General features: G+C 72.4%; 19 protein-coding genes. 7 read left to right on the plus strand and 12 right to left on the minus strand.

Annotated elements, in window-relative coordinates; all coding sequences use genetic code 11:
- The first annotated feature begins 126 nt into the window (after positions 1 to 126).
- The 3 genes from V6R91_RS00355 to V6R91_RS00365 are packed head-to-tail and all read left to right on the plus strand — an operon-like array spanning position 127 to position 2,986.
- Complete coding sequence (locus tag V6R91_RS00355) at positions 127 to 1,557, plus strand: NAD(P)/FAD-dependent oxidoreductase (RefSeq protein WP_336393611.1); 1,431 nt, start codon at positions 127 to 129, stop codon at positions 1,555 to 1,557.
- Positions 1,554 to 1,904, plus strand: coding sequence for a cupin domain-containing protein (locus V6R91_RS00360; protein WP_336393612.1), 351 nt, complete (start codon positions 1,554 to 1,556; stop codon positions 1,902 to 1,904). The genes V6R91_RS00355 and V6R91_RS00360 overlap by 4 nt, the downstream gene beginning before the upstream one ends.
- A 41-nt stretch (positions 1,905 to 1,945) precedes the next feature.
- Positions 1,946 to 2,986 (plus strand): zinc-dependent alcohol dehydrogenase family protein, encoded by a 1,041-nt coding sequence (locus V6R91_RS00365; RefSeq protein WP_336393613.1) that lies wholly within the window; start codon positions 1,946 to 1,948, stop codon positions 2,984 to 2,986.
- A gap of 135 nt (positions 2,987 to 3,121) precedes the next feature.
- On the opposite strand, the gene V6R91_RS00370 is transcribed toward V6R91_RS00365, so the two are convergent.
- Together V6R91_RS00370 and V6R91_RS00375 are read right to left on the minus strand one after the other, a co-directional pair.
- Positions 3,122 to 4,675: a DUF222 domain-containing protein gene (locus V6R91_RS00370; protein ID WP_336393614.1), complete on the minus strand. Its 1,554-nt coding sequence runs from the start codon at positions 4,673 to 4,675 to the stop codon at positions 3,122 to 3,124.
- A gap of 90 nt (positions 4,676 to 4,765) precedes the next feature.
- Complete coding sequence (locus tag V6R91_RS00375) at positions 4,766 to 6,427, minus strand: PucR family transcriptional regulator (protein ID WP_336393615.1); 1,662 nt, start codon at positions 6,425 to 6,427, stop codon at positions 4,766 to 4,768.
- A 260-nt stretch (positions 6,428 to 6,687) separates the two neighbouring features.
- Here V6R91_RS00375 and V6R91_RS00380 point away from each other — a divergent pair, with 260 nt between their 5' ends.
- Complete coding sequence (locus tag V6R91_RS00380; protein ID WP_336393616.1) at positions 6,688 to 7,095, plus strand: transferase; 408 nt, start codon at positions 6,688 to 6,690, stop codon at positions 7,093 to 7,095.
- A gap of 61 nt (positions 7,096 to 7,156) precedes the next feature.
- Positions 7,157 to 7,723, plus strand: a complete 567-nt coding sequence (locus V6R91_RS00385) for a thermonuclease family protein (RefSeq protein WP_336393617.1) — start codon at positions 7,157 to 7,159, stop codon at positions 7,721 to 7,723.
- A gap of 15 nt (positions 7,724 to 7,738) precedes the next feature.
- On the opposite strand, the gene V6R91_RS00390 is transcribed toward V6R91_RS00385, so the two are convergent.
- Positions 7,739 to 8,137: a DUF1304 domain-containing protein gene (locus tag V6R91_RS00390; RefSeq protein ID WP_336393618.1), complete on the minus strand. Its 399-nt coding sequence runs from the start codon at positions 8,135 to 8,137 to the stop codon at positions 7,739 to 7,741.
- A 35-nt stretch (positions 8,138 to 8,172) separates the two neighbouring features.
- Here V6R91_RS00390 and V6R91_RS00395 point away from each other — a divergent pair, with 35 nt between their 5' ends.
- Positions 8,173 to 8,922 carry a LysR substrate-binding domain-containing protein gene (locus V6R91_RS00395; protein ID WP_336393619.1) on the plus strand — a complete coding sequence of 250 codons (750 nt, stop codon included), beginning with the start codon at positions 8,173 to 8,175 and terminating at the stop codon, positions 8,920 to 8,922.
- Positions 8,923 to 9,114: 192 nt separating this feature from the next.
- Here the strand turns inward: V6R91_RS00395 and V6R91_RS00400 are convergent, their stop codons facing one another.
- From V6R91_RS00400 to V6R91_RS00415, 4 genes are all read right to left on the minus strand, one after another.
- Complete coding sequence (locus V6R91_RS00400; protein WP_336393620.1) at positions 9,115 to 11,616, minus strand: CHAT domain-containing protein; 2,502 nt, start codon at positions 11,614 to 11,616, stop codon at positions 9,115 to 9,117.
- 58 nt (positions 11,617 to 11,674) lie between these two features.
- A complete protein-coding gene (locus tag V6R91_RS00405) occupies positions 11,675 to 13,456 on the minus strand; it encodes a S8 family peptidase (protein WP_336393621.1) in 1,782 nt (593 codons plus the stop codon).
- Between the two features lie 69 nt (positions 13,457 to 13,525).
- The gene (locus tag V6R91_RS00410; RefSeq protein WP_336393622.1) at positions 13,526 to 13,993 is read right to left on the minus strand and encodes a hypothetical protein; all 468 of its coding nucleotides are present in this window, start codon (positions 13,991 to 13,993) and stop codon (positions 13,526 to 13,528) included.
- On the minus strand, positions 13,983 to 14,600 hold the full coding sequence (locus V6R91_RS00415) for an RNA polymerase sigma factor (RefSeq protein WP_336393623.1): 618 nt from the start codon (positions 14,598 to 14,600) through the stop codon (positions 13,983 to 13,985). The genes V6R91_RS00410 and V6R91_RS00415 overlap by 11 nt, the downstream gene beginning before the upstream one ends.
- Before the next feature lie 126 nt (positions 14,601 to 14,726).
- On the opposite strand from V6R91_RS00415, the gene V6R91_RS00420 reads away from it, so the two are divergent.
- On the plus strand, positions 14,727 to 15,470 hold the full coding sequence (locus V6R91_RS00420) for a glutamine amidotransferase-related protein (RefSeq protein ID WP_336393624.1): 744 nt from the start codon (positions 14,727 to 14,729) through the stop codon (positions 15,468 to 15,470).
- 1 nt (position 15,471) lies between these two features.
- On the opposite strand, the gene V6R91_RS00425 is transcribed toward V6R91_RS00420, so the two are convergent.
- The 5 genes from V6R91_RS00425 to V6R91_RS00445 all read right to left on the minus strand — a co-directional run bounded on the left by V6R91_RS00425 (position 15,472) and on the right by V6R91_RS00445 (position 19,790).
- Positions 15,472 to 16,272, minus strand: coding sequence for a tryptophan-rich sensory protein (locus V6R91_RS00425; RefSeq protein WP_336393625.1), 801 nt, complete (start codon positions 16,270 to 16,272; stop codon positions 15,472 to 15,474).
- An 81-nt stretch (positions 16,273 to 16,353) separates the two neighbouring features.
- Positions 16,354 to 16,839: a glutaminase gene (locus V6R91_RS00430; protein ID WP_336393626.1), complete on the minus strand. Its 486-nt coding sequence runs from the start codon at positions 16,837 to 16,839 to the stop codon at positions 16,354 to 16,356.
- The gene (locus tag V6R91_RS00435) at positions 16,836 to 18,029 is read right to left on the minus strand and encodes a cation:proton antiporter (protein ID WP_336393627.1); all 1,194 of its coding nucleotides are present in this window, start codon (positions 18,027 to 18,029) and stop codon (positions 16,836 to 16,838) included. The genes V6R91_RS00430 and V6R91_RS00435 overlap by 4 nt, the downstream gene beginning before the upstream one ends.
- Before the next feature lie 62 nt (positions 18,030 to 18,091).
- Entirely contained in the window at positions 18,092 to 18,892 is an 801-nt protein-coding gene (locus tag V6R91_RS00440; RefSeq protein WP_336393628.1) for a GTP pyrophosphokinase, read from the minus strand.
- 58 nt (positions 18,893 to 18,950) lie between these two features.
- Positions 18,951 to 19,790 (minus strand): transposase, encoded by an 840-nt coding sequence (locus V6R91_RS00445; RefSeq protein ID WP_336393629.1) that lies wholly within the window; start codon positions 19,788 to 19,790, stop codon positions 18,951 to 18,953.
- Positions 19,791 to 19,861 lie beyond the last annotated feature (71 nt).

The following is a 19,861-nucleotide window of genomic DNA, read 5'->3' on the forward strand; positions in this document are numbered from 1 at the left end:
ACCGATCAGTGGGCGGCACGACACAACCTGTCCGACCGCGGCGGCAACTCCCGACACCGCCCGCCGCCTCGCGTGACGGCGAGCGGCCAGGATGGGAGCACCTCTCATGCATCGGAGTTGATCCCCGTGGGCACCACCGTCTTCGAACGACAGCGGCCGGCGGCATCCGTCGTCCAGCACTCCCTCGCCGAGGCGAAGCACTCCGTCTTCTGGCGCGACGACCTCCCGCAGAGCCTCACTCCCAACCGGCCGTCGCTGGCCGGGACGACGCGGGCCGACCTCGTGGTGGTCGGCGGCGGGTACACCGGCCTGTGGACGGCGCTGCTGGCCACCGAGCGCGACCCCGATGCGAAGGTCGTGGTCATCGAGGCGCAGCGGGTCGGGTGGGCCGCCTCGGGGCGCAACGGCGGGTTCTGCGAGGCGAGCCTCACGCACGGCCACGAGAACGGCATGGCCCGGTGGCCGCGCGAGATGCCGACGCTCGAGCGTCTCGGGCGGGAGAACCTCGACGCGATCGAGGCGTCCGAGTCCCGCTACGGGATGGACTTCCAGTTCGAGCGCACGGGCCAGCTCGCACCGGCCGTCGAGCCGCACCAGGTCGAGTGGCTCGAGGAGTGGGCCGCCGAGGGCGAGGAGGGCGTGGTCTACCTCGACCGCGACGAGGCGCAGGCCGCCGTCCACTCCCCCACGTACCTCGCAGCGGTGTGGGAGCGGAACACCTGCGGCATGGTGCACCCCGCCCGGATGGCCGCGGAGCTCGCGCGCGTGTGCGAGGAGCGCGGCGTCGAGATCTTCGAGCGCTCGCGCGTCACCGCACTCGACACGAGCGGCGTCGGCGTCGTGGCGGTGACGGAGGACGGCCGGGTGGAGGCATCCCGCGCCGCACTCGGCACCAACGTCTTCCCGTCCCTCATCAAGCGCAACCGCCTGATGACCGTGCCCGTCTACGACTATGTGCTGATGACGGAGCCGCTCACCGACGCGCAGCTCGCCTCGGTCGGCTGGCAGGACCGCCAGGGGATCGGCGACCTGGCCAATCAGTTCCACTACTACCGGCTCAGCAAGGACAACCGCATCCTGTTCGGCGGCTACGACGCGATCTACCGCTACGGCCGCCGGGTCGACCCCGCCTACGAGCACCGGCCCGAGACCTGGCAGAAGCTCGCGAGCCACTTCTTCACGACCTTCCCGCAGCTCGAGGGCCTGCGCTTCACCCATCAGTGGGCCGGCGCGATCGACACGTCGACGCAGTTCACGGCGTTCTTCGGCACCGCGCGCGACCGCCGCGTCGCCTACGCCGCGGGCTTCACCGGACTCGGCGTCGGCTCCACCCGGTTCGCCGGAGAGGTGATGCTCGACCTGCTCGACGGGGTGTCGAACGAGCGCACCGAGCTCGAGATGGTGCGCAAGCGCCCGCTCCCGTTTCCGCCGGAGCCCGCCGCGTCGATCGGCATCAATGCCACCCGCTGGTCCCTCGACCGCGCCGACCACAACAGGGGCAGGCGCAACCTGCTGCTGAAGACGCTGGACGCGCTGGGACTGGGGTTCGACTCGTGACGTCGCCGTTCGACGGCCTCGAGCCCGGGACGGTGACGGATGCCGTCGCCCTGACGCTCCCCCTCGAACCGCTGCCTGCCGAGCTGGTCGTGGCGGGCGCGCCGGCCGCCGGCCTCGTCGAGCTGACCGACACGATCGGGGTGTGGGAGCACACGCCGGGCACGTCCACGGATGTCGAGGCGGACGAGGTGTTCGTCGTGCTGGCGGGCGCCGCCACTGTGTCGTTCGACGACCCGGCTCTCGAGCCGATCGAGCTGCGGCCTGGATCGGTCGTGCGGCTCACCGCGGGGATGCGCACGGTGTGGACGGTGCGCGAGACGCTGCGGAAGGTGTACCTCGCGGGCTGATCCCGTCGGTCGTGGCGCGAACCGGATGAGAGGATGTCGCGGTGCGAGCTGTCGTGTACGACGCCATCGGTGTGATGCCCGAGGTCCGGGACATCCCGGTTCCGAGCGCGCCGGACGGCGGGGTCGTGGTGCGCGTCCACGCGACCGGCCTCTGCCGCAGCGACTGGCACGCCTGGGCGGGGCACGACGAGGTCGCCCTGCCGCACGTGCCCGGGCATGAGCTCGCCGGAGTGGTCGCCGAAGTCGGCGCAGGCGTCGAGAAGTGGGCGGTCGGCGACCGCGTGACCGTACCGTTCGTGTGCGGGTGCGGGCGCTGCGAGTGGTGTCTGAACGGCGAGGCACAGGTGTGCCCGGATCAGCAGCAGCCCGGTTTCACACACCGGGGTTCGTTCGCCGAGTACGTCGCCCTGCACGCGGCCGACATGAACCTCGTCGCGGTCCCCGAGTCCGTCAGCTTCGAGGCGGCCGCGAGCCTCGGCTGCCGCTTCGCCACGGCATACCGCGGACTCGTCGGTCGTGCGCGTCTCGCGCGCGGCGAGTGGGTCGCGGTCGTCGGGGCCGGCGGCGTCGGACTGAGCGCGGTGATGATCGCGAAGGCGCTCGGGGCGCGCGTGGTCGCGGTCGACCGGAACCCGGCTGCGCTCGACGTGGCTCGGTCGCTCGGCGCCGATCGCGTGCTCGTGGCCGATGGCCGGGACGTCCCCGCCGCCGTCCACGAGCTCACGGGAGGTGGCGTGCATGTGTCGGTCGACGCGGTCGGCAGCGAGGAGACCTGTGCCGACGGCATCCACAGCCTCCGCCGCCGCGGCCGGCACGTGCAGATCGGGCTGTTGCCTCCGGTCGAAGGGCATCCGCGCGTGCCGATGGCGCGCGTGATCGCGTGGGAGCTCGACATCCTCGGCAGCCACGGCATGGCCGCCGCCGACTACCCCGGCATGCTCGCGCTGATCGAGAGCGGTGCCCTCGACCCCGAGCGCCTCATCGAGCGCGTCATCGACCTCGACGAGGCGGCCCGGATGCTGCCCGGCTTCGACCACGCCACGCCCGCCGGCATGACGATGATCGACCCGCACCGCGTGTGAGGCACGCCGCACGCTCGGGTGGGGTGCGCGGCAAGCTCGGGTGGTGTGCGCCGCAAGGCCGGCGTGATCGCCCACCGGTGGAACGGGCGTGCGCACGCAGGTGTCCAGCACGTGAGGGTCGATGCCGAACCCGGCTCAGGCGCTGCGCCGGAAGATCGGTTCCTGCGCAGGCGAGGCGGGCGGGGTACGCCATCCTGTTCGACCGGGCGGTGGATCCCAGAGCAACCGCAACGGAGACTTGGAGCGCAGCCGGATCGGCTTGTCATCGACGTTCGGCGGCGGATGAAGCATGAAGGCGCTGCCGCCATCGCCGCTGATCCGCCACCCGCGGTTGTGGAGGTGAAGATGGTGGAATCGACAGAGCAGGACGCCGACACTGCAATCCGTACGGCCACCGTCCGACCACCGTTCGCAATGATGCGCCTCGCAGTATGCGGGTGGGCGATCGCAGCCTGGCCAGAGACATCCACCATCTCTGATCCCCAGCGCCAGTCGTTGCTTCGCCGTGAAGAGGCGACTCTCACGGCCGGCATCAAGCGGATTGCCTGACGTGTCGATCGTGACCTCGACAGTGCCCGTCGCACAGATCGCGCGCTCCAGAGCCGACCCCGGAAGCGTGACGGTGCCGTCGTCGGAGTGCGCCGTGGTCACGAGACGGCCGAATACATCTCGCCGCACGAGCTCGCCGGTTACGGCATCCGTCATCGTGACCAGCCGCACACCCGCCTCTTTCGTGCCGTACACGTCGACGGCGTCGGCGAGCGCGCCCGCGCGAAGGACGTCCACGAGCAGGTCATAGGCGAGCTGCTCGTTGGTGCGTGGATCGCGCACGAGGTCTTCCGCCGCCGCTCTCTCATCCTCGGCGACGAACCGTGGGCCGCCACGTCGAGGGGCGAGTCCCGCATCGAGCAGGCCGCGAACCCAGGCACCCATCTCGTCGTCGAAGGTGATGATCGCCCGCGGCAGCCCTTCTGCGCCGGTGGTCCATCGAAGCCCACGCTGGCTGAATCGCGCGGCGAACCTCTCTTCGGCTCCCGCCGGGTCGAGCATGTCTTTCAGCGCGCGGGCGCGAGCCGAGAGGTCTTCGACAGTGCACGTCTCGGCGTCTGCGACCAGCTCCCCCGCCGCCGCGCGCCACGCCGCGATCACGGCATCCGGTTCGCGTCCATCGATGACCGGCGGCTCGCCGAGTCCGCTGCGGACGGCGTGATGCTGGGCCGTCGTGATCAGGCCTGCCAGCACGGCTTCGCGCAGCGGCTCATGCCAGAGGGGCGAAATCACGGGCGTTTCCTTGCCCCCGGTCGCATCCGTGTCCAGCGCAGAGTCGACGCCATCGTCACTCCCGAGGCCGTCGAGTAGCGCTTCGCCGACCTTCACCGCCCGCGTCGCCTCGCCGCGCGTCGCACCGGTCAGGTCGCGCAGGAGTTCGACGGCATTGCGGTGCCCGGTCTGCTGCGTGAAGCCGGTGTGGCCGCGGTCGCGAGCAGAGCGCGCCGATGCGACCCCTGCGAGCACGGCCTGCAATGCGGCGATCTGCTTCGCGAGTCCGCTCGTCTCGGCGAGCAGCTCGCGCACAGATCCATCGCTCAGCCGCGACGCAGACGCGGGAAGCTCGCCCGCCTCGACATCCAATTCCCCGAACACGCGAAGCCGGTCGACAGCGTCGCACATATGTTCGATGAATGTCATGACTTCAGTGTGGCGACCACGTCCGACATCGCGCACGGCACTCCGTGGGGTCTGCAGGAGGCGCCGTGGTGGCGCTCAGCAACGGAGAACTCACCGCCCCGCCGACCTGCGCACGAGCAGAGCGAGGTGCAGCGCCGTCTGGGTCTCGCCGTCGTCGAGGTCGACGCCCAGCAGCTCCTCGATGAGCGCGATCCGCTGGTAGAACACCGATCGGGAGAGATGGGATGCCGCCGCCGCCGCCGTGCGGTTGCCGGGGTGGGCGAGCATGGCCTCGAGCACGTCGAGCAGGTCGCCGGAACGGGAGAGATCGTGCGCGATGAGCGGCGCCAGCATGCGCTCCCCGTGCTCGAGCACGCGATGGTCGTCGCGCAGCGCCGTCACGAGCTGGACGAGCGGGCGGTTCTCCGCGCGACGCAGCTGCGGCCCGCGACCGGGGCGGCGCCGACGGCCCCCGGCGAGGTCGACGGCCTCATGCACCGACGCGAGCGCCGCGTCGATGCCCTCGGACGCGCGCCCGACCGACACCGTCACGCGCTCGGCGTCCGCGGGTTCGACGAGCGACCGCGCGAAGGCGAGGACGGCGTCGTCGTCGAACACTGCGTCCACCGGCAGGGACAGGAGGACGGTCGCGGCGGGCGCGACGACCCCCGACGGAGCCGAGCCGGCGAGGGCTCGGCCGCGCAGGGCGCGAGCCGCGGCATCCGCCCGCTCCGCCGCGACGGGGGCCCCCGAGATGACGAGGCCGTACAGCTTCGCCCCGCGCAGCGGCAGGCCGGCGGCCTCGAGTCGCGCCGCGGCCCCTCCGACTCCCGCGAACCGACCGGCGAGGAGACCGTCCACGAGGCGGCGGCGCCCGATACGGGCCCATTCGTCCGCGTCGCCGTCGGCGAGCCGACCGACCGCGAGGGCGATCGCGCCCTGCTCGAGCACGGCAGTGCGCCCGGCAGGATGCTCGGGCCCGGGCAGCGCGATGAGATTCCCCCAGCGGATGCCGCGGGCCTCGACCGGCACGATGAGCCAGTCCTCGGCGCCGGCGGCCACGCCGCGCTCGCGGCGCTGCTCGGAACGCCGGTGGGCTGAGCGCGACCGCAGCTCCCACTCCGTGAAGAGCTCCTCCTCCATCGCGAGGGGGACCTCGGCGGCCACGACCTCGTACCCGAGGTTCTCCAGGACGATGGGAGCGCCGAGCGTCTGCGCCAGCTGGTGGACGATGAAGTCCGCGGGGGAGCCTCGCAGCACGAGCGCCGTGAACCGCTCGCGCACCTCGTCGCGGGCGCGGAGCGCATCCGTCTGCCCCGTGATGATGCGGGCATGCACGGCCTCGGTGATCGTGATGAACTTCAGCTCGCGGTGGAGGATGATCAGCGGCAGCCCCCGCTCCCGCGCCGCCTCGACCACCGCCGGCGGCACGTCGCGGTAGTGGGTGCCGAGCTCGAGGATCAGGCCGGAGAGCCCGGCGTCGTCCAGCTCGCCGATGAATCGCCGCAGATCGGCCGCGTCCTCGGGCCACGACGCACCGGTGGAGAGCAGCAGCTCGCCGCCGTCGAGGAGCCGTGCCACACCGGCGTTGTCGGACACGTGGAGCCACCGCACGCGGCGCTCGAGCGCCTGGTCGCCCACGAGCACCTCCGGCACCCCCTGGACGACGGCGTCGAGCGCGATGACCTCGCGGATCGTCGGAAGGGTCTCGAGCGCCGATCCCGCGACCAGACGGTCCGTATGGATGGAGCGATCCTCGCGACGGTCGGGCACCGTTGCACCACACTTCTGCTCGAGGGATGGGTGATTCCACAGCCTAGAGCAGAACCGGTCGATCTGTCCGGGAAGACCCCCGCGGCAGCATCCCGGTGCGCGCTCGACCCCCTCGCGGACGCGGGCGCAATCCGCTTCATAGCCCGGTTCCGAATATTTGGCAACCCCGTGCATCCAAAGCATCCGATGCGCGGGAATGAATCATCAAGGGTTGAGGTTATTCCTGTACTCAGCGCCTTCCGGTGCTGCAGGAGGGGACAGTGGGCAAGAACTACGTCGACATCGAGAACGACCAGGGCGAGACGCTGCGCTATCGCAAGCACGCCAATGGCCGTGGCCTTATCGCGCATGGAGCGAAGGTGCACCCGAGCGCCATCGTCGAAGCGGGGGCATATGTCGAACCGGGGGTGCAGATCGCCGCGGGCGCGCACGTCGGCCGCGGCGTGTGGGTGGAATCGGATGCGGTGATCGGCCCCGACGCGGAGATCGCACCGCACGCTCACATCGGTCCCCGAGCGGCCATCGGACCGCGCGCCAAGATCGGCGTCCGCACGCACGTCGGGCACGACGCCCGCGTGGCCGGCGGTTCGCTCATCGGCGACGACGAGACGATCGGCGACGGCGAGCGCGTGGCCACCGACAAGCGGGGGCTCCGCCTCGCCGCCTGAGCGCCGGGCGCCCGCCCACCTCGAGACGGCGCACGTCGCCGCCAGGCTCTAGGCTCGCCGCGTGGTCAAGCGCGTCCTCGTCGGCATCCTGCTCGTCGTCCTCGCGGGCACCGCCCTGTGGTGGTTCATAGGCCGCGGCGACGCGCCCGAGGCCGCTCCGACGGCAGGGGCCACGACGGCCGCGATGCCGGCGATCCCGGCCGACGCGTTCGAGATGACCGTCGAGAGCGTCCACGACGGCGACACGCTGCGCGCTCACGTGGCCACTCCCAACCGGGTTGTCACCGATCAGGAGTCGACGCGCGTGCGTCTGCTGGGTGTCGACACGCCGGAGGTCTCACCCGAGGTCGAGTGCTGGGGCGCGGAGGCGACAGCGAGCCTGACGTCGCTCGTTCCGGTGGGATCCACCATCTGGGTCACCACCGACGTCGAGCCGCAGGATCAGTACGGCAGGACCCTGCTCTATGTCTGGACCCCTGACGGCCGCTTCGTGAACGGCGAGCTCGTCGCCGGCGGTGATGCGCGCGTGGAGGTCTACTCGCCCAATCGCACCCACGAGGAGCTGCTGCGCTCGCTCGAGTCCACCGCGGTCGCCGCCTCGGCCGGCCGCTGGGGCGCGTGCGACTGAGCCGTCGGCGGCGCGTCAGGCGAAGAGGAACAGCACGAAGCCGATGAGCGGCAGCGTCCCCTGGATGAGCGCCGCGCGCAGGTACTTCATGCCGGTCGTCAGCAGCACGAGGGCGGCCGCCACCATCGAGCCCAGGCTGAAGAGCACGAGCGCGAGGCCGGCCGCGCGCAGCGGGGCGGAATCCGCACCGGCGTAGACCAGCACCAGACCGATGACGACGCCGACGGCGAGGAACAGGTTGTAGAAGCCCTGGTTGTACGCCATCGGCTTCGTAATGTCCGCGGCCGCCTGGTCGGCCACCCCGAACCGCCGCCAGATCCGCGGCTGCGTCCACTGCACGCTCTCCATCACGAAGATGTACACGTGCAGCAGCGCGGCCAGCGCTGCGAAGACCGTCGCCAGGATCGCCACCATGAGCGAACGATAGCGCCCCGGCTACGCTGAACGGTATGGCGAAAGGCGGGGCACGCGCGGGTGGGCGGGGACGGGGCACGCCGCCGAAGCGCGGCAACACCGCCGGCCGTGCGCAGAAGCCCGGGCCCACCCGGTCCCGGCGGCCGCAGCCGTCGCCCGCTCCTTCCCCCGTACCGCCCGGCGATCCGGCGCCGCCGGTGTTCACGCTCGGCGCGATCGCCGGGGCGACGCCCGGCAGGTGGATCGACACGTGGAACGAGCGGATGCCGCGCACCGCGCTGGAGCTGGTGCCGCTGGCCACCGACGACGAGCGGCGGGCCCTGCTGGACGGCGATGTCGACGCGGCGCTGGTGAGGCTCCCGATCGACAAGGACGGGCTGCACGTCATCCCGCTGTACGACGAGGTGCCGGTCGTCGTCTGCGCCGCGGACTCGCACCTCACCGCGGCGGACGAGCTGGACACAGCCGACCTCGTGGGCGAGGTGCTCATCGTGCCCGGGGACGACGTGCTCGGCATCCGGATCCCCGGCACCCTCTCGCCGGCCTTCGACCCTCCCGCCGAGACCGCCGATGCGATCGCCACCGTCGCGGCCGGGGTGGGGATCGTGGTCGTCCCCATGTCGCTGGCTCGCCTGCACCGGCGCAAGGACGCGGACTACCGGCCGCTCATCGACGGCCCCTCGTCGACGGTCGCGCTGGCGTGGGTGGCCGAGCGGAGCACGGCCGCCGTGGAGACCTTCGTCGGGATCGTGCGAGGTCGCACCGCCAACTCGTCGCGCGACTGACTCCGCAGGGCGAGGAGAGGGGTGCCGCCCCAGTTCCCACGCGGCACCCCTCGCGGACCGGCGCCGAGACGCGCAGCCCGATCTGCGTTCCCCAATGCCTCGCGTCGCACCCGACCCCCCGTCGGCATGCCGAGCCTGTCCGATGATGAGGAGTGCGCGGCATCCGTCCTGATACACGCGCGGTGGATCGGGTCAGAAGCCGGCGCCGTGAACCTGGAACGGGGCGACGATGCCGGTGCGCTCTGACGCCTCGGCGAGCGCGACCGAGGGCGCGGTGCCCGCTGCGAGCCCCTCGTGGACGGCGCCCAGCAGCTCGCACGCGTTGTCGTCCGCGACGACCACCGGAGCGGCGATCACGCTGCGCGTCCCGGCGTGCAGCCAGATGCGGGTCATCCCGAGCGCCTCCTCGCCCCACCGGACCGACGAGCGTCCGACCTCGCACGCCGAGAGGACGACGGTGTCGGGCACACGCGGGATGAGATCGATGTCATATCCGAAGAGCGCGCCGTCGGCCAGCTCGAGACCCGAGAACATCGGGTTGTCGGCGGCGTGCCTGCCGTGCGCGGCGACGTGCAGGACGTCCACGCGCGAGGCCAGGGCAGTGACGTCCGCGACCGTGGCGCCGACGCCCGTCCGCACCTCGGCCTGCCGCCAGGCCGCCGAACCGGCCGTCACCTCCTCCTCGCCGCGGGCGACCCGCGGTCCCGCCGCGAAGCCGGCCGACCCAGGAGGCGTCCACTCGCGTGAGCGCTCGCGGAGCCAGGCCGAGACCGAGGAGGCGATCGAGATCGGCTGCCGCCGCAGCGCCGGCAGCATCATCCAGGGCACTCCCGAGAGCACGCCGGGCGCAGTGATGAGGACGCGCTCTGCGCGCCTGAGCAGCCCGTCGACCGGTGTGCAGAGCACCTGCGACAGCGTCTCGAGACGCGCGTCCAGGCCGCGGCGGACCACCGCGGCCATCGGCCCGACGACGGTCGCCGACATGTCGAGGTCTGCGCGCAGGCCGCCCAGCGCCGAGCGCGCCGCCGCCCAGTCCAATCCGACGAGCTCGCTGCCCTGCTTCGACACCACGAGCGCCGCCAGCTGGTTGCCGTCGAACACATATGAGACGAGCACCTCGCCGTCGCCGAGCTCGCCGACGGCGTCGTCGAGCGACGCGCGTCCGGTCTGCTCGCCGGCGGCGGTCTGAGACCACTGGCGCTGGCGGGCGCGGTCGCTCAGCAGCGAGGCACGACGGTCCGACAGCCAGTCGCCGTCGGGGTGGGCGGTGCGCAGCACCCGCAGCTCGGCGAGGTCGGCGGCCAGCTGCGGGTCGGGCGGGGGCCGCAGCGGCAGCACGAAGCCCGTCAGTGCCCGTGCGCGCTCCGACCACTCGAAGACGGCGGCATGGCTGCCCGACCGCAGCGCCGACGAGAGGCCCGTGGTCGCCAGCCCGATGCCGCGCATGGCGGCCGACACCTGCAGGTCGAGGCTGCCGAAGGACTGCCGGTTGCGGTCGAGGAGGTCGAGCCCCGCCGCGGCGTGCCGGCGGGTGTCACCCTCCCGGCCGCGGTCGGCGGCGCGCGCCGCGCGCAGCTCGTGCGCCAGCAGGCCCACCTCCAGGGGCGTGCGCGGGCCGACGCGGGTGCCCGGATCCGACGCCGCCCCCCGGCGGTTCGCGCGCAGGCGCGCCAGCGCATCGGTCAGCCGGAGCGCCTCGGCCTCGGAGCGGAATCCCTGCGCCTCGAGCTTCTCGGCGACGGCGGCGACCTTCGCGCGCGAGGGCAGCCGGCGGGCCACCCGCACCGGCATCCCGCTGCGGTCCAGGCGGCCGACGGCCAGGCGCGCGCGGAGCCCGATCGCGTCGGCCCGCACCGCCCAGCCCGGACTGCCGATGGCGGCGAAACGGCGGGCGGACGCAGCGGCGACGGCGGCCGCGCGCGCCGGGTCGTGGCTCAGCAGCGACCGCGCGAGATGGTAGTCGGCGGTCGCCCGGTCGCGCGGCGCACGGTGCCGACCGAACGCCGCCGACACCGCTGACAGGCTCCGTTCGGCCTCGGTCACGAGGCCCGCCTCGCGGAGCACCTCGGCACGGTCGAGCTCGTTGACCGCCGCCCACATCGTGGAGGCGTCGTCCAGCGGCTCGCGAACGGACTGCATCGTCTGCAGCGCGGCCACGAGATCACCCGCGAGCATCAGGGTGTAGCCGCGGTTGTGCACCGCGAGGTTCGCCTCGGTGGTCATCCCCGCCTCGCGGTACGCCTGCTCGGCCGCGGCGAGGTCGGCCAGCGCCGTGTCGAGCTGACCGCGCTGCATGTCGACGAGGCTCCGGTTGATCCTCATGTTGGCCTGGCGCACCGGCTCGTCCCGAAGCCCCCGGATGCTCTTGTCGAGCCACGCCGCCGCGTCGTCGAGCAGACCGCGCTCGAGGGCGAGGGCGCCGAGCTGCCCGTGGAGCTGCGCGATCGTCACGGCGTCCAGGCCGTCCTGACCGAGCGCGTCCAGGCAGAGCCGCTCGCCTGCGTCGACGTCGCCGGTGCGCGCGAGCACATACGCGGTGGTGCCCGCGATGCGGGCCGTCAGATTCCGGTCGCCGTCTCGCTCGGCGGCGGCGCTCGCCTCGGCGAGCACGCGCTTCGCGTCGGTGTAGCGACCCCGATTGGCCAGCTCGACCCCGCGGGCATACGACGCCCCCGCGTCGAGACCAGTCCCCATGGAGCAATCATGGCGCGAAGAGGGCCCGCGGAGCGACGACGGATGCCGCGCTCCGCCGCTACCCGGAGGGGAGCCGCGATCGGTCCAGCGCCGTGATCGCCTCGACCGCCTCGTCCACGGGGTGCTTCCTGCGTCCGGCGACGGCGGCGCCCATCAGCTGCGGGGCGAGTTTCGCCGCCACCGTTCCCGCGACGTACGGCGCGGCGAACGAGGTGCCGCTCCACACGGCGAACCCTCCCTCGTCGCCGTTGTCGAAGTCGTCCGGATCGAGGCTCTGGCGACGGCGCTGCCCGCGGTCGTTGCGCGAGCCTGCCTGGAGGCCGCCCTCGAAGGACGGGAAGACGCTCAGCACCGACGTCCCCGGGGCGTAGAGGTTCACCCAGTCCCCGATGTTGCTGAACAGCGCGACCGAAGTGCGCTGCGGGTTGAGCGCACCGACGGCGAAGTGCCGCGCGGCGTCGCCGTCCGGATCGTCGAAGCTGAGGAGCGGGTCTCCCCAGTTGTACAGCGCCGCCGGGAAGGTGGGACGCTCGGTCGCGTCGTTCCCGGCCGAGCAGACGATCACGCAGCCGCGGGCTCGGAGGCTGCGCAGCGCCTCGTACATGCGCAGGCTGAACCGTCCGTCCTCGGGGGTCTCGTGGTAGTAGCCGAGCGAGAGGTTCAGCACGTCCACAACGTGCGGCTCCGCCTCCGTCCCCGCGTCGATCCAGTCCGCCAGCTGCTCGAGGGCCGTGATGAGCTCGCTCTCGAGGACGCTGCCGTTGCTGTCGGCGACCCGGATAGCGATGAGGTCGGCGTCGGGACAGACCTGGCGCAGCACGCCCGCGACGAACGTCCCGTGCCCGGCGGCATCGTCGAGGAACCCGTCGAGCGGGCCGGCGAGGTCGCCGAAGCGCTCGGGGTCGGTCGCCGGGTCGTTCACGCCGATGACGCCGGAGCCGTCCGCGGCGTCGATGGTGCGCACGACGGACCGGCCGTCGGGCGCGGTGAACCAGGGGTGCTCGCCGCAGCCGGTGTCGGCGAAGGCGATGACGGGTCGCCGGCCGCCGTTCGCGAGCGCGTGGCGGTCCGCAGGTGCCGCACCGATGAAGGTGACCAGCTCGAGCCCGCCGGAGCCCGGGTACGCGTAGCCGTCGGTGCCGCTCGGGTTGGTGCGCCCGTGCGGATTCGTCCGCCCGTGCGGATTCGTGCGGCCGTGGGGGTTGGTGCGGCCGTGGGGATTCATGTCGATCGGGTCGACGCCGAGCACGTGGTCGAGGCTGACCTGTGCGAGCACGGGATCGTCGACGGCGCGGGCACGCCGGGTCTTCACCTCCGGCTCGGCCGCGGCCTCGGCGCGGTGGGGCGGGTCGTTGGCGATCGCCGCCTCGAGCGACACGCTGCGCGTCGCGGCCGCACGCGCCGCGGAGTCGACCTCCTCCGCGGCCGCCTCCCGCCGCGCGAGGGTGCGGGGGGAGACGCCGAGGCGCTCGGCGATGAGCACATCGCGGCGCGCCTGCTGCAGCAGACGCCAGGCGTCCACGGGCGGCACGGGCTCGTCGTCGCGGTTCTCCCGCGGCGCCTGGACGATCCACGCACGCGAGAGCGCCGCGGTGTCCTTCCCGCTCGGGAGCGGCTCCACCTCGACGTCCCAGCCGAGCTTGGCCGCGGCCCCCTTCAGGGCCTCCTCGGCGGCGGCGGGGTCTCCCGAGATCACCAGGTGCCCCGGCACGTACACCGTGTCGTACGCCTGAAGGCCGGGGACCGGCTCGCGGCGGGGGTCGAGGACCACGCCCTTCGGTTCCCCCGCGACCTCTCGCTCCCGCCAGGTGCGCCGCTGCGCGCTCTCGCCCTTCGCCATGTCTTCTCCCTCATCACATGCGGAATCCGCGGCCCCCAGGCCGCGGCATCCGTCTCTCGGAACTGCGTGTCAGACTTCGAACTGCGGGGTCTGGAAGTCGTGCATCGCCCCATCGGCGTCGCGGACCACCAGGCGAAGCCGCGCCACCCCTGGCGTGACCTCCTCGAAGGCGAACCGACCGTGCTCGCCGGGTTCGGCCGACCATTCGCGGTCGTCCTGGACGAGCCGGATGGCCAGCGCCGTGGCATCCACCCATCCGTCCACGCGCCGGCCGCCGCCCTCGGTGGCCGTCACGTGCAGCAGCACGCTCGTCGTGCCGTCGCTGAACTGCAGCGTCGCGGTATCGGTCTCTCCGCGCACCGCCGCGAGCGTCCCCTCCACGAGGGTCAGCAGCGCGTACTCGCGCGAGAGGTCCTCGACGGCCACTGCGGCGACCATGCGGTCGACCAGGTCGGCGGGAACCGGATCGACGTCCTCCCACATCCGGCGCATGCGTGCGAACAGTGCGGCATCGGCCGCGAAGTCCTCAGTTTCCATCGTCGTCCCCTCTCCATCCGTCGCCCTCGAGAACGGCGCGCAGCTTCGCGAGACAGCGCTGACGGGTCGGTCCGATCGATCCGATGGGCATCGCCAGGTCTTCGGCGATGCGGGCGTAGTCGGGGCGGTCCTCGAACGCGACGATCCGCAGCAGGCGCTGGCATCGGTCGTTGAGCGTGCCGACAGCGGTCCAGAGGCGACGCGTCTCGTCGTCCTGCGCTGCCGTCTGCTCGGCGGATTCGTGGACAGGAAGGTGCGGTTCGAGCGACTCGGCCTCGGTCGCATCGGCGCGCCGATGCTGCTTGCCGACCCGCCACGCCTCACGGCGTGCGCACATCGTGAGCCACCCCGACACCGCGAGCGGGTCGAGGATGGTCTCGTGACGGCGAACGAGCGTCAGCCACGTCGTCTGCACGACGTCCTGAGCGAGCGCGTGGTCGAGACCGTACGCCCGGACGACGTGCCACAGCGGCGGCGTCATCAGGCGGACGAGCTCATCCATCGCACGGCTGTCACCCTCGCGCCACCGCACGAACAGTGCGGCGGCTCGCTCCCATCGCGCCGGCTCCACGGAGTCGACGGATGGCTCGGCGCCCGTATGCGTCATAGCGCCCATTCTGTCCACACCATGCCCGAGCACGGAAGTGTCGGTCTGATACACGCGACGACCTGACCGATTCCGCAGATTTCGGCCGCCTCGCCCGCCGTGCGGGCGGAGACCTAGACTGCGTGCATGACCACCCGGCCGCTGCTCTATGTCTGCGTGCGCCCGCAGCTGAACGCGGCGGCAGCCGAATACGAGTCCTTCCGCGCCGCGATGCGCGTGGACGCGGACGCCCTGGCCCGCCACGATCTGGTGCGCGATCCGCTGCCCGCCGGCGTGTTCGACCAGTACGCCGGCTTCCTGATCGGCGGGAGCCCCTTCAACGTCGCCGACCCCGAGTCGACCAAGACCGACGCCCAGCGGCGGCTCGAGGCCGAACTCGAGCGCATCGCCGAGCACGCGGCCTCGGGCATGGGTCCGGCGGCGCTGTTCACCTGCTACGGGATCGGCGTCGCGACCCGTACGCTGGGCGGACGGGTGAGCCGCGCCTTCCCCGAGGACACCGGCCCCGTCGCGATCGAGCTCACCGACGCCGCCTTGGCCGACCCGGTGTTCGGCGGCCTCGCGGACCGCTTCACCGCGCTCACCGCGCACAAGGAGGGCACCGAGGAGCTGCCGCACGGAGCGGTGCTGCTCGCGTCGAACGAGGAATGCCCCGTCCAGGCGTACCGCGTCGGCGACCGGCTCTACGCCACCCAGTTCCACCCGGAGCCCACGACGAAGGCCTTCACCGAGCGCATGGCGGTCTACCGGGACGACGGCTACTTCGAGTCGGCGCACTTCGACACGATCGCCGCGCGCGTGCTCGCGGCGTCCGTGACCGAGCCGGCACGGCTGCTGCAGGCCTTCGCCGCCCGGTTCGCGAGCGCCTGACTCACGCCGACGCGTTGCGGACGGACGCCGCTTCGCGCAGGATCGTGCCGATCACGGCCGCCGCGAGGACCACGAAGGCGACGATGAGCGCGGTGATGCCGATGGCCGTGCTCGGCGGTTCGCCGGACAGTCGTCCGACGGCGAGCCATGACAGTCCCCAGGCGATCGCCAGCGCCGGGCCGAGCCGCCAGCCGCCGGCGGCCTCGATGCCGAGGCCGATCACCGCGACGGCGATCAGCACGACGACGCCCCAGAGATCGGCGGATGCCTCCCACTCGGGTGGGCCGATGACCGTGAGCCACGCCGTGATGTTGGCCACCGTCGCGAGGGTCACCCAGCCGAGGTGGAGACCCGTGACACCGTCGACGAGCAGCCGGTCGAGCCAGCCGTCGGCCGGGTCGATGACCGTCCGGTGGAAGGTCACCCCGAGGAGGGCCAGCAGCACGATGATGACGAGCACGGTGAGCGCCAGCGAGCCGAACTGGGCCGCGACGAGCCACAGCCCGTTCACCATCATCGTGCCGGCGATGAGCCACCCGAGCGTGCGCTGCCGGTCGCTGCGGCGCTGGGCCGGCAGCGCCTGCCAGATCGTGTAGGCGAAGAGCCCGAGGTAGATCACGGACCAGATCGCGAACGCCGGCCCCGCGGGGGCGAGATACGAGCCGTCCTCGTCCAGCGCGCCGTCCTGCAGGTTCTCCACAGATGTCCCACCGAAGACGCCGGAGCCGACCATCGCGGCGACGATCATGAAGCAGAACGCGCTGATGACGACGATCTGCCGGAGGAGGTCGCGTCGCGCCATGGTCTCACCGTAGGCGCGCGCGAGAGGCCCGGCCACCTCTTGACCCGACCCAGGCCCGTTGGTAAGCGCTTGGCGGGCGCTCTACGCGCCGGTGGGCGGATCGAGCAGCAGTGCGACCCGCTCGGACAGGTATGCCTCGAGCGGCATGAGTCCGCCTGAGATGCTCCAGCGGATGCTGGGAGCGCCGTCGTCGGAGATGAGCGGACCGGATGCCTCTCCCCTGTCGACGGCGTCGGGCCGCAGCATCCGCCATCCGATGTGGACGGTCTCGCCCTCCGCGAAACCGCCGCGGCGTGCCGCCGCCGCGAGCTCGGCGCGGTGACGCTGGGACTCGGCGGTGTACCCGCGCCGAGCCTCCGCACGGGCACGGACGATGTCGCCCGTCGCGCACACGGCGTCGTCGGCGAGCAGCAGCACCCCCAGGTGCCACGCGGTTCCCCGCGGCTCGATTCGCGGCGGTCGCGAGACGCCGAGGATCCGCCGGGGCACGACGAGCTCGCCGAGGGCCTCGCGCGGGGCTCCGGCAAGCTGCGCGCGGGCCCGGTCCAACAGCTCGGCGGTGGTCATGCCATGTCGTCCTGGAGCACGTCGCCGGCGACGCGGTCCCCCCGCAGCGCCATCGCCACGACGGGGAAGAGCAGCACCGACAGCATGCCGGTGGCGATGAGGGCCGCCTGGTGCCCCGTCGATAGGACGCCCTCTTCGACGCCGATCGCGGTGACGGCGACGATGATCGGGAGGCCTGTCGCCCCCAGGAGCGCGATCGAGAGCCGATCGCGCGGCGTCGAGCCCTCGGGCGCGGCGAGCGTCGACGGAAGACCGCGGATCACCAGCAGAGCTGCAAGACCGACCGGAAGCATCAGGAACAGCGAGGGCTCGTCGAGCAGCGCCTGGAGGTCGAACGTCACTCCCGTGTAGACGAAGAAGATCGGCACCATGAACCCGAACGCGACGCCCTCGATCTTGCTCTCCACGGCCGCGGCGTCCTCCTCTCCGGCGTCGCGCATGAGGAGGCGCCAGATGATCCCGGCGGTGAAGGCGCCGAGGAGGAAGTCCAGGTCGAACACGATGCTCAGCGACACGAGTGCCGCGAGGATCAGCAGCACGACCCGGATGGCGAACTGGCCCGACGTGTGCAGGGTCGACGCGACGAAGGCGTGCATCGCCCCGTGCGGGATGCGGAACGCCAGCCAGATCGCGCCGGCGGCGATGAGCGCGAAGGCGATCAGGACGAAGGTGGACAGGCCGGGGTTGCGGCTTCCCAGGAAGATCGAGATCGCGATCAGCGGCCCGAACTCCCCTACGGCGCCGAGCGCTCCGACGGTCCGGCCGAACGGGGTGTGCAGCTCGCCGGCGTCGCGCAGGATCGGCAGCAGCGTCCCGAGTGCCGTCGAGCAGAGCGCGATGCCGATCACGATCGCCGCTTCGCCCGGTGCGATGAGCCACCCCAGGCCGATGCCGAGCACCAGGCTCACGATCCACCCGAGGCCGGCCCGGCGCCCCAGCCGGCCGCGGAACGACCCGAACGCGATCTCGGTGCCGGCGACGAAGAACAGCATCGCCAGGCCGAAGTCGGCGAGCGTCTCCACGAACGGGTTCTCGCTCGCCCAGCCCAGCACCGAGGGGCCGATGACGATCCCGAGCACGAGCTCGAACACCACGATCGACACCCGCAGCCACCGGCCGACCAGCCGCGCGAGAACCGGAGCCAGCACCGCCACCGCCGGGATGAGGATGAGCGTGGGTTCCAGATGCACGGGTTCAGGGTAGCGGCAGGCCTCCGGCGCGCACCCGGCCTTCGCGCGGGGCGACCGAGCGGCTACAGCGAGACGGACCGGTCCCGGGCGTCGCGGGGCCGCGCGGGCGCGGCATCCGTCGACGGACCCGGCGCGACGACGGCGGCGATCTCGCGCACCGCGACGGGTGCGGCAGCGCCTGCGCCGCCGCCCTTGATCTCACGGTGCAGGCGCTCCATGCGCTCGTCGAGCTCGGCCGCGCTGTCGGCGGCGTCCTTGAGGCTCGCGAGCAGCTCATCGGGCACGCGCGTGGCGTACTTGTAGTAGATCTTGTGCTCGAGGCTGGCCCAGAAGTCCATCGCGATGGTGCGGAACTGCACCTCGACGGGCACCTCGATGCGTCCGGTCGAAAGGAACACCGGCACCTCGAGGATCACGTGCAGGCTCTTGTAGCCGTTGGGCTTCGGTGCGGCGATGTAGTCCTTCACCTGGATGACGCGCACGTCGTCCTGCGCGGTGAGCAGGTCGAACAGCCGGTAGACGTCGGCGACGAAGCTGCACGTGATGCGGATGCCGGCGATGTCGGTGATGCTGCGGCGGATGGAGGCGAAGTCCCCGTCGATGCCCTTGCGCTGCACCTTCTCGACGAGGCTGTCGGGGGACTTCACCCGGCTCGAGACGTGCTCGATCGGGTTGTAGTCGTGCGTCAGCAGGAACTCCTCGCGGAGGATCCCGATCTTGGTCTCGACCTCCTGCAGCCCGAAGCGGTACTCCATCATGAACCGCTGCAGCTCGTCGCGGAGCTCACGCAGCTCGCTCGGCGAGACCGTGATCTCACCCTCGTCGGTCGCCGTCACGGACACCACGGGTGCGGGAGTCGCCATGGGTCTCACGGTAGGACGGCGGCCTACGAGTGTGCTGTGAGTGGCGGCGGGACGACCTTCAGAGGTCGTCGAGCGCCTGCTGCGCGCGCTCGGACTCCTTCGCGGCGGCGCGCGCCTTCGCGACGGCATCGGCCCGCTCGCGCTCGATCGCGTCGAGCTTGCCGACGGCGGCATCCTCATCGGCCTCGAGCGCGGCCAGATCCCTGCGGAGATCGTCGATGCGCTCCCGCACGTGATCGACCCGCTCCTGGGCCTTGGCCTGGCGCGTCTCGACCCGGGCGAGCTCGCGCTCCGCCTCGCCGGCCAAGCGCTCGGCCTCCCGCGCGGCCTTCTCCGCCGCGCGGCGCGCGCGCCGCTCGGCCAGGTCGTCACGCGGCGGCGGCGCGACGACTCCCGGCACCGAACCGCCGACCGCGTCGGCCAGCGCGCTCGGGTCGATGTCGCCCGCCTCCAGCGCCTTGACGAGGCGCCCGGTGAGCACGGCGGCGGCGGCGGCGGCATCCATCACCGCCGCGTTGATCGTCTTCTCGGCCTCCTCGCGGGCCGCGGGACTGAGCGCGACGCCGGCGTCGGCGGCGAGGCCGGCTGCCTGCTTCGCCAGGGCGGCGACCAGCTGGCGCCGCTGCTTGCCCAGCCGCGACAGCTCGGCCGCGTCGAGGTCGTCCTGTGCCTCGCGGAGCGCGGCCGAGAGCTCGAGTGCCTCCGAGAGCTGCCCTTCGCGCGCGAGCAGATTCACGCTCCACGCCGGCACGGTGGGCTTGCGCAGCGCTTTCAGCTGCTTGGCGAGGCCCGGCGCGGCACGTCCCGCACGGGCGTTGCGGGCGGCCGTGAACTGCGCGGGTGGCAGCGCGTACAGCTCGGCCGCGATCGCATCGAGGTCGTCGGCATCCTTCGCCATCCCCTCATTGTGGCCGCTCCCCGCGATCCGACCCGCGCCCTGCCGGGCGCGGGTCGGAAAGTTCTGCGGCG

The organism is Microbacterium sp. CCNWLW41 (assembly GCF_037083505.1).

Coding starts and splice junctions, on each gene's coding strand:
- V6R91_RS00440 (WP_336393628.1), bottom strand. CDS start 18,892: ATGGCGACTCCCGCACCCGTGGTGTCCGTGACGGCGACCGACGAGGGT.
- V6R91_RS00390 (WP_336393618.1), bottom strand. CDS start 8,137: ATGGTGGCGATCCTGGCGACGGTCTTCGCAGCGCTGGCCGCGCTGCTG.
- V6R91_RS00415 (WP_336393623.1), bottom strand. CDS start 14,600: ATGACGCATACGGGCGCCGAGCCATCCGTCGACTCCGTGGAGCCGGCG.
- V6R91_RS00410 (WP_336393622.1), bottom strand. CDS start 13,993: ATGGAAACTGAGGACTTCGCGGCCGATGCCGCACTGTTCGCACGCATG.
- V6R91_RS00400 (WP_336393620.1), bottom strand. CDS start 11,616: ATGGGGACTGGTCTCGACGCGGGGGCGTCGTATGCCCGCGGGGTCGAG.
- V6R91_RS00430 (WP_336393626.1), bottom strand. CDS start 16,839: ATGACCACCGCCGAGCTGTTGGACCGGGCCCGCGCGCAGCTTGCCGGA.
- V6R91_RS00420 (WP_336393624.1), top strand. CDS start 14,727: ATGACCACCCGGCCGCTGCTCTATGTCTGCGTGCGCCCGCAGCTGAAC.
- V6R91_RS00370 (WP_336393614.1), bottom strand. CDS start 4,675: ATGACATTCATCGAACATATGTGCGACGCTGTCGACCGGCTTCGCGTG.
- V6R91_RS00395 (WP_336393619.1), top strand. CDS start 8,173: ATGGCGAAAGGCGGGGCACGCGCGGGTGGGCGGGGACGGGGCACGCCG.
- V6R91_RS00405 (WP_336393621.1), bottom strand. CDS start 13,456: ATGGCGAAGGGCGAGAGCGCGCAGCGGCGCACCTGGCGGGAGCGAGAG.
- V6R91_RS00425 (WP_336393625.1), bottom strand. CDS start 16,272: ATGGCGCGACGCGACCTCCTCCGGCAGATCGTCGTCATCAGCGCGTTC.
- V6R91_RS00445 (WP_336393629.1), bottom strand. CDS start 19,790: ATGGCGAAGGATGCCGACGACCTCGATGCGATCGCGGCCGAGCTGTAC.